At 66.8% G+C, this 13,249-nt stretch carries 9 protein-coding genes and 1 tRNA gene; 2 read left to right on the forward strand and 8 right to left on the reverse strand.

What is annotated here, in order from left to right; all coding sequences use genetic code 11:
* Window positions 1-32 precede the first annotated feature (32 nt).
* Both D6T63_RS06895 and D6T63_RS20000 read right to left on the reverse strand, forming a co-directional pair.
* Window positions 33-104, reverse strand: a tRNA-Gln gene (locus D6T63_RS06895).
* A 105-nt stretch (window positions 105-209) separates the two neighbouring features.
* A complete protein-coding gene (locus tag D6T63_RS20000; protein ID WP_268878009.1) occupies window positions 210-341 on the reverse strand; it encodes a hypothetical protein in 132 nt (43 codons plus the stop codon).
* A 156-nt stretch (window positions 342-497) separates the two neighbouring features.
* On the opposite strand from D6T63_RS20000, the gene D6T63_RS06900 reads away from it, so the two are divergent.
* A complete protein-coding gene (locus D6T63_RS06900) occupies window positions 498-1,043 on the forward strand; it encodes a hypothetical protein (protein WP_147394311.1) in 546 nt (181 codons plus the stop codon).
* Between the two features lie 9 nt (window positions 1,044-1,052).
* On the opposite strand, the gene D6T63_RS06905 is transcribed toward D6T63_RS06900, so the two are convergent.
* From D6T63_RS06905 to D6T63_RS06925, 5 genes are all read right to left on the reverse strand, one after another.
* Window positions 1,053-2,546, reverse strand: a complete 1,494-nt coding sequence (locus tag D6T63_RS06905; protein WP_120148268.1) for a dynamin family protein — start codon at window positions 2,544-2,546, stop codon at window positions 1,053-1,055.
* Entirely contained in the window at window positions 2,543-4,408 is a 1,866-nt protein-coding gene (locus D6T63_RS06910) for a dynamin family protein (RefSeq protein WP_120148269.1), read from the reverse strand. Before D6T63_RS06910 ends, D6T63_RS06905 begins: the two co-directional genes overlap by 4 nt.
* Before the next feature lie 89 nt (window positions 4,409-4,497).
* Window positions 4,498-5,790 carry an IniB N-terminal domain-containing protein gene (locus tag D6T63_RS19165; protein ID WP_182976911.1) on the reverse strand — a complete coding sequence of 431 codons (1,293 nt, stop codon included), beginning with the start codon at window positions 5,788-5,790 and terminating at the stop codon, window positions 4,498-4,500.
* Between the two features lie 113 nt (window positions 5,791-5,903).
* Complete coding sequence (locus tag D6T63_RS06920; RefSeq protein WP_147394312.1) at window positions 5,904-7,994, reverse strand: helix-turn-helix transcriptional regulator; 2,091 nt, start codon at window positions 7,992-7,994, stop codon at window positions 5,904-5,906.
* Between the two features lie 35 nt (window positions 7,995-8,029).
* Entirely contained in the window at window positions 8,030-10,156 is a 2,127-nt protein-coding gene (locus tag D6T63_RS06925; RefSeq protein WP_120148272.1) for an Hsp70 family protein, read from the reverse strand.
* Between the two features lie 276 nt (window positions 10,157-10,432).
* Here D6T63_RS06925 and D6T63_RS06930 point away from each other — a divergent pair, with 276 nt between their 5' ends.
* Window positions 10,433-11,737 carry a right-handed parallel beta-helix repeat-containing protein gene (locus tag D6T63_RS06930; protein ID WP_120148273.1) on the forward strand — a complete coding sequence of 435 codons (1,305 nt, stop codon included), beginning with the start codon at window positions 10,433-10,435 and terminating at the stop codon, window positions 11,735-11,737.
* 67 nt (window positions 11,738-11,804) lie between these two features.
* Here the strand turns inward: D6T63_RS06930 and D6T63_RS06935 are convergent, their stop codons facing one another.
* On the reverse strand, window positions 11,805-13,214 hold the full coding sequence (locus D6T63_RS06935) for a UDP-glucose dehydrogenase family protein (protein WP_120148274.1): 1,410 nt from the start codon (window positions 13,212-13,214) through the stop codon (window positions 11,805-11,807).
* Between the last annotated feature and the right edge of the window lie 35 nt (window positions 13,215-13,249).

Consider the following 13,249-nt stretch of genomic DNA (forward strand, 5'->3'; position numbering starts at 1 on the left):
GCGGACGGGCCTGTCCGGCCGGCAATTCGCCGTTCCGCCCATAGGATTCGAACCTATACTCCACAGCTCCAAAGGCTGGGGTGCTGCCATTACACCAGGGCGGACCGCGACGACGCTCCGCTGGGTGGTGGAGCATGTGCGCACGGTTCTCTAGTTTGCCATGCTCGCGGAGGGTGGGCGACATCAGGCGCCCGCGATCCGGGTAGGGGCTAGATCAGAACCAGCACGACGGCTATGGCCATGACCAGCAGAACCGCAGACATGACCATCGCCCGACCACTGGTCCTCGTGAGGGGTGCGGCTCGACGGCGGCCGTGCGGGGAGGACGATGTGTTGGTCATGCAGCCACGGTACGAGCGACCGTGAATGGGCAACACCGTGTCCGGTACCCGAGTGCGGACCCGCATCACTCGCTTCCGGCTCCGGCGTCGGTGCCACGGCCGAGGCAGATCCGGCTGGTCATTGAAGCACACAGGCAGCCGGGCTAGATTACGAGCATGCGTCCTCCCCGGCCAGCGATGTCCAACGCCGTTCCGCCTCCCGTGCTCAAGGAGGAGTCCCCTCCCCCTTCGGTCCGGAGGTCCGGCGGCCTCTGGCTCCTGGCAGTGGGCGTCGGGGTCGTGGCGCTCGTCCTCGCCTTCCTCGACCGTGAAGCGCTTCTCGACACTCTGGCGGAGACCGCCGCGACCATCGACAGCGGGGCGGATGCCGCCAGGCTGGATCAGGTAGCCCTGATCGCCCTGTGGGGAACCACGGGAGTCTTTGCCCTCGTGCTGCTGATCGAGGCGCTCCTGGTGCGGCCGCTCCTCCGTGGCCGGGGCTGGGCACGCTGGGCGCTCCTCGCGATGGTGGTCGCCGATGCAGGTGCCGTGCTGCTGGTCCTGGCGTTCCTCGGGGACGGTTCTGCTGGGTTCCAGCCCGCGCCCCACCTGGCAGTCGTCCACCTGGTTCTCGCCGTCGTGGCCCTTGTCCTCAGCCTGTTCCCGTCCGCTTCACGGTGGTTCAAGGAGCATGGGCGTCAGGCGCGAGCAGTCACGAAATAGCGGGAAGCGTCAACCCCGTGCCAACTCCCTGTCCTGTGTGCCCGAGCCGGCACGGACCACCAGTTCCTCGCAGGTGCGCACGACGACCTGGCACGCTTCCAGGGCTCCCCTGTCCGTCAGCGGATTCTCCGACAGCACCCTCCACCGGTGAAGTTTCCCGAGCGACGCGGCGCGAATGTCCTCGGGACCGGCAGCCGGCTCGAGGCCCAGGCGCTCCGGGGCACCTGTACCCGAGCCTCCGACGAGCCGCTCCGCCTCGCCCACGGCCGGCACCGGCAGCGGCACCTGGCCCGAGCGCAGCGCCGACAGTAGCCTCAACTCGCTGATCTCGTGCGCATTGGCCTTGATTTTTTCGATGCCTGCCAGAACCGCACCACCGGAGTCCCTCGGATTGCTGTGGACCAACGCCTCGAGGCCCGTCAGCGCCGTCCGGACCCGCAGCGTGGAGGCGCGGGCGTCGAACTGCCGCGTCACGAGTGACATCAGGTTGTCGAGCCCACTGCGCCGGGCGAGCTCGTGTGCCAGCACCGTGGAATCCCTGATACCGCCGCGGACCAGCGCGGCTCCGAGGCGGAGTCCGAACATGCCGAAACGGTCGAGGAGGCGTGCCGCTTCATCCATGGGAATGCCGACGGCGCTGCTTCCCGCCACGAAGCGGTCGGCGGAGAGCAGCAGGCGTTCACGCTCCGTGTTGCCGAGCGCCGCCAGGGCCACGAAGGCTTCATACTCCGCCTGCCGCAGCGTCCGCGAGCTCTGGGCGACCAGGCCTGCGATGGGCAGCACGTCCAGGACCAGTGACTTCAGCGAGGGATCAGTGCGGTAGCGGTCAGCGATCCGGGAGGCAGAGATGAGGGAGTCGATGCGCCCTGCACCGACCTCGTCCGCCCGTGACAGGACCGCGAGCGCGTTCACGGTCCCGGCGTGGGCGGCGCTGGTATCCCGGAAGGCCTCGAGGAACTTCAGGTCGGAACTGTGGAGATGCCGCATCAGGTAGATGACCGCGTCCGCTTCGGACGGGGAGTCCTCCGGGGTGAGGAACCGGGTGCTGCGCGCGGACACATCAGCGGAGAGGGAGGCGATGCCCGGGGTGTCGATCAGGGTCATGGTGCGCAGGTTCTCGGCCGGCCACTCCACGACGAGCCGGGCTACGTCCTCGGCCCGCAGCCCACCGAGGTCGAAGACGAGCCGCCCGTCCACCCTCGTCAGGGGAAGCAGCCGCTCCTCACCCTCCAGGGGATACAGCGTGATCCGGGGCGTCGCGGCGTGACGGTACCAGGTGATGATGCGGGTGCACTCCCCCGTATCGGTGGGAGCGATCTCCTCGCCGATGATCGCGTTGAGGAGCGTGGACTTGCCGGCCTTGACCATGCCCGCGACGGCGACGCGCAGCGGTTCCCGGAGGCGCTGGGCGTAGTCCTCGAGCTGCGCCCGCAGCGCCGGTTCGTCGTCGTACACCTGGATCGCGTCCTGGAGCAGGGCTTCGACGGCGCCGCTGTCCCTCATGTCCGTGCTGCAATCTCGTCCGGAGAACGCTGTGCGACCAGCACGGCCCCGGGGACGGGAAGGAGCGCCTTCGCCTGCGCGTGCACCTGGTCGATCCGGGCAAGTTCGGCTTTCAGCTGGACAACGCGCTCGTCGCGCTGCTGGCGGTAGGTGGAGGCCGTCCGCTGGGCGGCAGCGACAGAATCGGCCAGCGACCGATGATGCTCCTCGGCGATATCACCGAAGTGGTCGCGGATCTCGCGCTGCACCAGGCGCAGCCGGTCCTTCAGTTGCTTCCCGACCTGGAAGACGACGTCGTCCATCTGTCGCCGGACAAGCGCCTTCGCCTCCGACTGACGGCGCTTCAGCCGGGCATCCTTGTCCTCCCGGTACGCCTTACGGCCCAGTAACAGTCCGGCGCCCACCGACAGTGGATTGATGAGGGACATGCCGATGATGCCGGTCAGCAACCCGAACATCAGCACACCTCCGTAGGAACCTCGCATGCCGATCAACACCTTTCCTGCTGCGCTGACGTGTCCGGGGTCGAGGAAAGGTACCTCCTCGACCGGGGCGAGGACACCGTCCGTGCCGGACACCTCCAGGAGCGGCAGGGGCACGTTGTCCACCGCGAACAGTTCAGCCACCTGCTCGGCGAGCCAGTGCGAGCGTTCATTCGTCCACACGAACGTGTCCGACACCGCGGAAGCGACCCGCTGCTCGAGCCACTCCGCGAACTGGTCCCAAACGGGCCCGGGGTCCCCTTCGTCGATAGCGGCCTCCGCCTCCCGCTGGATGGTCCGGAGCCGGTCACGGAGATCGTGCTCCATGTCCGAGATCAGGTCGGAAGCACCATCGTTCAGCGTGGTCTGCCAGCGTGAGGAACGCTTTCGCTGCTGGTCCGCCTTCTCCTTGGCCTCCTCCAACTCGGCCAGGAGCACAGGCACTCCCTCGGGGTGCTGCAGCGCCTGGAGTTCGGACTGCACCGACAGGCGCAGGTGCTCTGTCGTGGACAGCAGGTCCTGGGCCACGGAATTCCTGCGCAGCGCCTGGGCCTTGCCGACGACGTCGTTCCTGAGGTACGCGATGAGTTCCGGGAAACCGGACTCGCGGTTCAGCTCCGCATCACCGGTCTGGGCAGCGAACAGGCGGAGGTCCGAAGAAACCGGGATCAGCGGCGTGCTGTCCATGCCCGCAGTCGAGAGGTGGCCCTTGTCGAGGTCGGCGACGGCCCTCCACTGTGGGTAGAGATCGGTCTTGGAGAGCAGGCACGCCACATTCGGGACGATGCGCTGGGCCTGATTCAGGAACCGCAGCTCCGGTTCGGTGTACTCCTGTGAGGCGTCCGACACCAGGAGCATGGCATCGGCCGTGGGCAGGGCGGTGAGGGTGGTCAGCGCGTGGGCCGATTCGAGGCCGCCGACGCCCGGGGAGTCGATGATCGAGAGGCCGTCGGCCAGGACCCGTCGGGGAAGGCGCACCTCCGCAGAGGCCAGGCCCTGCCGGTTCGAGGGGTTGCCCCGTTCCGACACGAAGCCGGCGATGTCCTCGAGCGCGATGGGCCGGCGCTCGACCGAGGAGGCGTCCTGATCCGGACCCCCGTCCTTGTGGGGTATGAGCACCGAGGCGCTTGCCGGATCACCGAAGCTGACCAGGGTAGGCACGGAGGTCGCGATGTCATCATCCACAGGGCAGACCGGGGCATTGACAAGGGCATTGATCAGCTTGCTCTTGCCCTGCTTGAACTCCCCCACCACGATCACGCGCACATCCGGATTCGCCAGGCGTGCGAGCGTCTGCTCCAGCCTCTGGCGCAGGTCTGCCCGATCGCCGTTGGCAACCAGGCTGAGACCGCGGTTCACGAGCGTGATGAGATCGTTCATGTAGGACTCCCCGGTGAGTTGTTCTATGAGACCACAGGCAAGCCCAACGGGGAATCATCCCCGTTGGGCTTGCCTTCGTTGTGCTGCGATCAGAGCGACGAGTCGTCCACCGAGACATCGGTATCGACGACGACATCCAACTCGTTGTCGACGAAGATCGCCGATTCGTCGATGGAGGTGTATTCCACCGTCGTGTTGTCGGTCAAGACCTCGTTGAACGAGTTCTCCAGCTCGACCTCGGCAACGATGGAGTTGTCGACCTCGTTGAACGAGTTGTCCAGCGCGACGTCGGTGTCGATGACGGTCGAGGTCTCGTTGAACGCGTCCTCGATCACTACGTCGGTGTTGAGCGAGTTGTCGGAGTTGAACGAGTCCTCGAGCTCCACGTCGATCTCGGTCGAGTTGTCGGTGTTGAACGAGTCCTCGAGCTCCACGTCGATCTCGGTCGAGTTGTCGGTGTTGTCGGTGTTGAGCGAGTTCTCCAGTTCGACATCGATCTCAGTTTCGACCGAGTTGTCCGTGTTGTCCGTGTTGAAGGAATCGTCGACGTCCACGTCCACGTCCGTGTTGTCGGAGTTGTCGTTGAACGAGTCCTCGAGCTCCACGTCGATCTCAGTTTCGACCGAGTTGTCGGAATTGTCGTTGTTCGAGTCTGTGGTGTTGCCGATCTCGACCTCCGCAGAGCCGCTCGCGTTGACCTTGGTGGAGCTGTCCTGCGAGTGGTCATCGGAGTTGTCGACGGAGTTGTCGACCTCGGCGTCGCCGTTCGCGGCAACCGCGTTGTTACCCGAAGCGACGTAGGCCTCGTTGTCGAACATCTGGCTGACGTCACCGTCGGCCCAGATGTTCTGGTTCACCGACTGGTCGGTGATCGTGTCCCGGTCATCCACGGACGAGGTGTAGGAGTAGTTGTTGACGACGTGCAGGAGCTGCTGGACAGCATTGCCGTGGTCGTTGTCGTCCCCACCGGTGGCTGGATTGCCCGGATTCGTCGTTCCGCCCCCGCCGCCCGGATTCGTCGTGTTGCCGCCGCCGCCCCCGCCGCCCGGATTCGTCGTGCTGCCGCCGCCGCCCCCGCCGCCCGGATTCGTCGTGCTGCCGCCGCCGGTTCCTGGCGTGTAGGCGCCGGGGGTGACATCACCCGAGGAGTTTCCGCCGGTGTCGTACCTGCGGTCGAACGAGCTGTCGTTGTCGCCGCCGAAGCTCACCGGGGCGTAATCCAGGACCACGGGCATGACGGCGTCGACGTCGTCCATGCAGACGTTGCTGAGGCCTGCCTGTGCGAGGGCCGCCTCCGGGTCGCTGATGAACTCGTTGGCCGCATCCGCGTCATGGAAGAGGTTCATGAGGAAGTCGAGGAGATCTGAGGCAAGAGTAGTCATGACATATTCCTTCGGTATCTGTTACGCCGGCTGCTCTGCCTGGCTTGTTCCAAACCTAGGAGCCCGGGGGCACCCGGTGCATCGGTAGGTCCACCCCTACCCCGGGCCACTGATTAGGGGTTTCGCGCGCTCCGATTAGGGGCACTCACGGGTGAACCGCCGCCGGCGGTAGTACCCGGGGTGGTTGTCTGCTCGAGTGAAAGACGAAGCCGTGCCAGCAGTTCCGAGCGCGACGACGCACCGTAGCGGCGCCTGATACGCGCCACATGGTGCTCCACCGTCCGGGGCGAGATGAAGATCTCCTCGCTGATCTCGCGGTACGTCTTGCCCTGCAGGACCAGGTGGGCGATCTCGCGTTCGCGGCCACTGAGCATGGGGGTGTCACCCCTCGGCGCACTGTCGCGGGGAACGCCGCGCTCGCCGGCTCCCGCGCTCGGAGGTCGCGCGATGCCCACCTGCGTGCCGGGCCGCTCCTGGGGTGGCCTCGTCACCTCCGGCCGTATCAGCCGCTCCCGGACCGGTCGCAGGTCGCGTGCACACGAAAGCAACCTGGTCATGTCTTTTCGCTCTGCGGCACGCGCCGAAGCATGACCGGCCAGGCGCGCACCCTCCCAGGGAAAACCTGCTGCCGCAAGGTTCCTCGCCGCAAGCTCGACGAAGTCGGTGTCGAAACGTTCGGCAAGTACCGTCACCCATGCCTTGCCTGCACCGGCGAACGTGGCTGCCAGGGGGTAGCTCATGGCCTGGTTCACCAACGCCGCCGCATGCGGTCCGAGGTCATCCGGGCGCTCCTGCAGAAGGGCGGCCTGGACGGCGGACCAGTGCAGGGGCACGGACCACAGGGGAGGATTGCCCAGCCGTGAGAGAAGCAGCCATGCTTCTTCCAGATGCGGCTTGAGCCTCTCGACGTCGCGCAGCCGGGCCGCGGCGATGACGAGTTCGTTGAGCGGAAGGACTGCCATCAGGTCCACGGAGACGTGAAGAAGTGCCTCCCGTGCGCGTTGCCAGGCCTGAACGAGCGCGGAGGTGTCCCCCGCGCGCCGTGCCAGCCCCACCTCGAGTGCCTGCAGCAGCAGTTCATCGCGTGGAACGAGTTGCTGCTCGAGCCTCCCCGCGTCGACGATGAACGTCCGTGCAAGGGCCGGCTGGTCGAGGAGCATGGCCGCCCATCCGCCGAGGAGGCACAGGCGCGGACGCAGGACCGGACCCCCCTGGCCGCTTGCGAGAGCTGCCTGGATGACGGAGAGCGCGGTCTGCGGGCTGCCGGCCAGGAGCCCGACGATCGCGGCGAAACACGCGGGCAACTCCGGCGCGGGCGAGCCCTGCCCCGTCGCGTTCAGGGTGTCGGAGGCACGGATCAGCATCGGTAGCGCGCCGTACGGTTCCGACTCGAGGGACAGCAGGGCTCCCTCGGCCAACAGCATGTACGCGACGTCCTTCAGGGATGGGGAAGGAGCCGCGGCTCCACCGCCGACCATGGAACGGGCGCCCGTTGCATCACCGGCAGCGAGCAGTGCCAGGGCGCCGAGAGGCTCGACCCCTGGTGATTGGAGCGCTGCTGCCCACTGTTGTACGTCCGCCGCACGGGACATCATGCCCCGGTGCGACCAGACTGCGCAGGACACCTGGACCGCCCGCGCGAAATCGGGGAGCACCAGCTGGGAATCGGGTGGCTGCTGCCCGAAATAGATATCTAGGATGCGGGAGGCGGTGTCGAGGTCACCGACGCCAAGGGCTGCCTCAGCCCGGCGCGGTGCAGTGGACAGGGAATCCGCGCCGGCGGCGACCGCGAGGTCCAGCAGTTCCAGCGCACCGGCGGGATCAGTGCCGAGGAGGGCTGTGCCCTGGTGCCCGAGCACGTCCGCAAGACGCTCGTCCACGTACCCTTCGGCAGCGAGCCCACGGGCGAGTGCACCAAGGGGCAAGGATTCGGAACAGTAGAGGTCGACGAGGGCGCGCTGCAGCCGACGTACCTGGTACACGTCGGCGTCCCTCAGCATGACGGTGCGAAGCTCGAGCGATGGCCGCCCGTCGGCCTGGAGGAAGCCGGCACTCGTCGCGCGGGCCGCCAGTTGCTCGGCAGGAACACCTCCGCTGTACAGCAGTGGCGGAACGAGACCGGGGACACTGAATCCGATGCACAGGGCGAGGACGACCTCGTAGGTTGCTGTGTCCAGGTCCTGCGGATCGATGCCTGTTGTCATGCGCACGTGTGTTTCAAGGTAGTTGGCCCCCATGATCAAGCCACCGTTACAGAGGACGAGGCGACGGACGATTCACCAGGAGACGGCGGATCGGCGGGTGTCGGATCGGCTGATGAGAAGGTGGGCTCAGGTTCAGGGCCCACGGTCGGCGGTTCGGCGGCCGGCGGGGGCGTGGTCGGGTCCGTGACCGGGTCGGGCGAAACGGGGGTTGTGGGGTCCACGACAGGAGGTTCCAGAGTGGGATCGACCGGCGTCGGGGGCGGCTCCACCGGAGTCGTAGGGGGATCCACCGGAGTCGTCGGGGTCGGATCCGAGGGTGCTGGACCCGGTTCGACAGGCGTCGTCGGGGCTGGGGTCGTCGGGGCTGGGGTCGACGGGAAAGGGACGGGCGGCGTGGGGTCTCCCGGGCTTGTGCCGGGCTTCGAACCGGACGCGGACGAGCCGGCGGCAGAAGGTGAAGGAGCGGGCGCTGCTCCTACCCCTGAGGGCGTCCCGTCGGCTGCTTTGTCGGATGTCGCTTTCCCTCCCTCCGTCTGTTCCGTAGTCTTGGCGGCGTTTCGGCCCGGAAGGTCCGACGAACCGGAGGGTTCGGCCTCCGCACCCTTGTCCCCGTCCTTCGGCGCTGGCGCCGCTCCCTCGATCCCGGCTCGTTCCAGGAAGTTCTGACCGAGATCGGGGCCGGCCAGGGGACCGACGTTCTCCCCATCCCGAGCCTCGTCGAGCGGGGTGGGTGACAGCTCCGTCGGCGTGATGGGCTGGGGCTCCTCGGCGGCCTCCGCCCGTTCGTTGGCCACGAACCCCGACAGGGCAGCAAGGCCACCGGGAGCATTGACGGCTGTCGCGGTCGCAACTCCCAGCAAGGCAACTGCCGCCGCAATGGCGCCGACGCGCACTCCGATGAGCCTGTTCGGCGTCATGGCTGCCGGACCGTGGCGCGGAACCGCTTCCGGCTTCCTGGCATGCAGTGAGAAGCCTGCTCGATTGACGCGATGTGGCAGCGCATCGCCGTCCTGCATTTCGCCTGCGATGGAAGCCGGCGTCCCTGCGGCGGGAACCAGCCCCTCGTCCTGGTCCGGAATCTCTTCCAGCACCGCTGTTGCGAAGGCCGCGCCAAGGGCAACCGATGCCTTCGGGTCCAGGTCTACTGCCAGCGGGCGGTTGAATTCGGCGGACAGGAGCTGCGCGACCAACGGTATGCGTGATGATCCACCGATGAGCAGGATCGCGGTCAGGTCCTCGGCATCGACCTGCGCACTCGTCAGCGCACAGCGCAGGGTGTCCACCGTCTCGCCCAAGGCGGGTTCGATCATGGCCTCGAGTTCCGACCGAACCAGGCGTACCTGTGAGTGCGCCCCGGGAAGCATGACCGAGATGGTCGCCTCCGAGTCCGACGAGAGTGCCTCCTTGGCTTCGGCGCACTCCCTGCGAAGCCTGCTCAGTGCGGCAAGAACCTCGGGCGCGGAGGTGTCCAGGTCCGTGAGATGGACTCCGGGCTCGTTGATGACGTGACTGAAAACCTCCTGGTCGAAGTCGGCTCCGCCCAGCCGCTCGAGGCCCTGGGGTACTCCGAGGACCGTGAACGCGTTGGAGCCGGTCTTGCGGACCACGGTCGCGTCGAAGGTTCCCCCGCCGAGGTCATACACAGCCAGGGTGGTTCCGCCTTCGATGTGCTCCCGAGAGGCGTACAACAGCGCTGCGGCTTCGGGTTCGGTCATCAGGACGACGTCCTGCAGGCCTGCCTCGGCCAGCGCCGATCTCAGGAGTGACTGCCTGTGCTCACCCCACCCGACCGGATGCGTCAGCGTGACGGACTCCGGGGAACAGCCCTGCCTCTCGGCGGCTACGTCCACCACCCACAGAACGACGGTGGCGAAAAGCTCCTGCGGCAGGACGGCGATGTCACCCACCATCAGGGGCACTTCGTCGCCTATCCGGCGCTTGAACTCCCGTGCCAGGCGCTCCGGCTGGGAACTTCCCCTGCGTTCGGCGACCTCGCCGACCAGTCGGGTGCCGTCCTGGCCGATGAAGACGACCGTCGGTATTACCGAGGCCCTGCTGCCCAGCGCCAGGACCTGTGGCTCGCGAAGCCCCTGCGGTCCTGTCTCGATGACAGCTGCTGCCGTGAAACTTGTTCCTACATCAATGCTGAGACCGTAGCTCATAGCTTCCCCGTGTCATGCTCGTCCTTGACCACTCGGCCCCAGCTAACAGGACGGTAACGAGCGAAACGAGAGTAATGCCCCGCTTCGTGTACTCGTCTTCGATGCAGCACTACTTGTCCCCTTCCGGCACCGTTGGCGCAAGGAATAACAAGCATTCGCGGACTTTCCCCTGTTTCTTGTGAGGTTGGGACGAAGGGCGTAGGGGTCCTCGGTGAGCTTCGCTAGCCTCTGACGAACTGGCCCGCATCTGCGGGATGGTCTCTCAGAAAGAAGCCCATGATTCCTTCCCTCAGCCTGCGCTCGGCACAACGAGCAGCGGTGGGCGTCGTCGTTACCGCCATCGCCCTGTCCTGTCTGGCATCTCCCGCATCCGCCGCAGTCATCACCATCCTCGGAGATGGGAAGAGCCTTGCCGACACGGTGCAGCAGAACGGCAGTTTCACGGCATCCGTCCAGGCGCCGACGGGATCGACGGTGAAGTTCAAGCTGGACGGCACCTATCTGGGCCAGGACACCGAGGCTCCCTACACCTGGCCCGTGACGGCGGGCACCGGACTGCATAAGCTCAATGTCCGGTGGGACACGTCTACCGGACGACAGGAGGCGACCGTGAACTTCTCCATAGGAACCACGACGCCGGCACCGGTTCAACCGGCACCGCCGGCTCCCGCTCCCGCACCCACGCCACCTACGACGTCGCCCGCCCCCTCGCCCGCTGGTGTTGTCCAGGTGTCCACTGCGGCCGGACTGAAGTCCGCCCTTGCCTCCGCGCAGCCCGGACAGGTGATCGAACTGCGGGACGGCCGTTACATCGGCGCGTTCACGGCGTCGGCCTCCGGTACGGCATCCGCGCCGATCACCCTCCGCGGCTCCCGCAACGCCGTCCTCTCCACAGGATCCACGTCGTCGGGCTACGGCCTCCACGTCACGGGGTCGAACTGGCGCATCACCGGCATCTCCGTCGCCTCGTCGGCCAAGGGCATTGTGCTCGACGGCTCGAAGAACACGGTCATCAACGGTGTCGACGTCGGCACCATCGGCGCGGAAGCGGTGCATTTCCGCTCCGGCAGCTCCGACGGCGCAGTCCTCGACTCCTTCATCCACGACACCGGACTGACCCATCCCGAGTACGGCGAGGGCATCTATATCGGTAGCGCCAAGAGCAACTGGGTCAGCGGGGCACCGGACCGGTCGGACCGGATCACGGTGCGTGGCAATCGGGTCACCAATACTTCCGCCGAGGGCATCGACATCAAGGAGGGGACCACGGGCGGCGTGATAACGGGGAACGTGTTCACCAACTCGGGTTTCTCCGGCGCGAACTACGCGGACTCCTGGGTCGACGTGAAGGGCAACGGCTACCGCATCGAAGGCAATTCCGGCCTCGGGACGAAGCTCGATGCCTTCCAGGTCCACTCCGTCCTGGCAGGGTGGGGCATGGGCAACAGCTTCACGAGCAACACCGTGCAGGGCGGCGTGCCGGGCTATGAGGTCTGGGTCCAGTCGGCATCGCTCGCGACCACCATCGCCTGCAAGGCCAGCGGGGCGGCCCGCGGGCTCAGCAACATCGCCTGCCGCTGATCCACCGTCGACGCCGATAGCGCCGGGTGGAAATTCCCACCCGGCGCTATCGGCGATCAAACTACAGCTACACCACGAGGCTTGGCGTCTCGTCGCGCACGTCGAACGCCAGTTCCACGGTGGCGGCCTGGGCCGGCCGACCGAGGGCCCGGTACTGCCAGCCCTTCGAGGTGTAGTCATTGGCGTTCAGCGCGTGGCGTCCGTCGAGGATCCGACGATGACTGACCAGGGCACCGAGGGCGTCCGGATCCGCGTTACGGAACTCGGACCACTCCGTGAGCAGGGCGACGACGTCGGCCTTGTCCACCGCCTCGGCCATGGAATCCACGTAGTTGAGGTCCGGGTAGGCGCGGTGGGCGTTCTCGTTGGCCTGGGGGTCGTACACCGAGACGATGGCCCCCTCGAGGTACAGCAGGCGGGCGACGTCGAGCGCCGGCGCATCCCGGACGTCGTCGGAGTTCGGCTTGAACGCGGCCCCCAGGGCCGCCACCCGTACCCCGGCGAGGCTGCCGCCCGCCAGTTCACGGATGAGGTCGACTGTACGGACGCGGCGTCGGTTGTTGATGGAGTCCACCTCGCCGAGGAAACTGACGGCCTGTCCGACCCCGAGCTCCTCCGCGCGGTGCTTGAACGCCCTGATGTCCTTCGGGAGGCAGCCGCCGCCGAAGCCGAGGCCGGGCTTCAGGAAGCGACCGCCGATGCGGTCGTCCAGGCTGAGTGCCTTGGCGAGCTGGTTGACGTCGGCGCCGGTCGCCTCGCAGATTTCCGCCATCGCATTGATGAACGAGATCTTCGTGGCGAGGAAGGAGTTCGCTGCGACCTTCACCAGCTCGGACGTCGCAAGGTCGGCGACGATCACCGGTGTCTCGAGGTCGAGGATGGGCTTGAAGACCCTGCGGAGCTGCTGCTCGGCCCAGCTGGAGCTCACACCGAAGACGAGGCGATCGGGGAAGAGCGTGTCCTGGACGGCGAAGCCCTCGCGGAGGAATTCGGGATTCCAGGCGAGTTCGAGTTCCGTGCCGAGCGGGGACAGCGACTGCACCATGGAGGTGATGCGAGCTGCTGTTCCGATCGGGACGGTCGATTTCCCGACGAGCAGGACCTTCCGGTCGATCCGCGTCGCCAGCGCCGTGAAGGCGGCGTCGACGTACTTCAGATCCGCCGCCGACGAATTCGGAGCCTGTGGCGTCCCGACACAGACGAAGTGCACGTCGCCGAAAGCTGCGGCCTCGTCGAAATCGGTACTGAAGCGCAGGCGGCCTGTCGCGAGGGCCTCCTGGAGCTTCTCGGGGAGGCCTGGCTCGAAGAAGGGCACACCACCGGCTGACAGCAGGTCGATCTTGCGCTGGTCCACGTCCACGCCGAGGACCTCGAAGCCCATGATCGCCATGCAGACGGCGTGGGTCGCTCCGAGATAACCGGTGCCGATCACCGTCACGCGGGGTGCGGGCTGGTCGTTGTGCTGGGAAGTGCTCATCGTTCGTCCTCTTTTGGGTAGGGGGTATCGCGGAT

This window comes from Arthrobacter cheniae, assembly GCF_003602275.1.
GTDB lineage: Bacteria > Actinomycetota > Actinomycetes > Actinomycetales > Micrococcaceae > Arthrobacter_D > Arthrobacter_D cheniae.

Bases quoted from the DNA above. Each gene is read 5' to 3' on its own strand.
- D6T63_RS06925 (WP_120148272.1), bottom strand. From the start codon at position 10,156: ATGAGCTACGGTCTCAGCATTGATGTAGGAACAAGTTTCACGGCAGCA.
- D6T63_RS19165 (WP_182976911.1), bottom strand. From the start codon at position 5,790: ATGACTACTCTTGCCTCAGATCTCCTCGACTTCCTCATGAACCTCTTC.
- D6T63_RS06920 (WP_147394312.1), bottom strand. From the start codon at position 7,994: ATGACAACAGGCATCGATCCGCAGGACCTGGACACAGCAACCTACGAG.
- D6T63_RS06910 (WP_120148269.1), bottom strand. From the start codon at position 4,408: ATGAACGATCTCATCACGCTCGTGAACCGCGGTCTCAGCCTGGTTGCC.
- D6T63_RS06930 (WP_120148273.1), top strand. From the start codon at position 10,433: ATGATTCCTTCCCTCAGCCTGCGCTCGGCACAACGAGCAGCGGTGGGC.
- D6T63_RS20000 (WP_268878009.1), bottom strand. From the start codon at position 341: ATGACCAACACATCGTCCTCCCCGCACGGCCGCCGTCGAGCCGCACCC.
- D6T63_RS06905 (WP_120148268.1), bottom strand. From the start codon at position 2,546: ATGAGGGACAGCGGCGCCGTCGAAGCCCTGCTCCAGGACGCGATCCAG.
- D6T63_RS06900 (WP_147394311.1), top strand. From the start codon at position 498: ATGCGTCCTCCCCGGCCAGCGATGTCCAACGCCGTTCCGCCTCCCGTG.
- D6T63_RS06935 (WP_120148274.1), bottom strand. From the start codon at position 13,214: ATGAGCACTTCCCAGCACAACGACCAGCCCGCACCCCGCGTGACGGTG.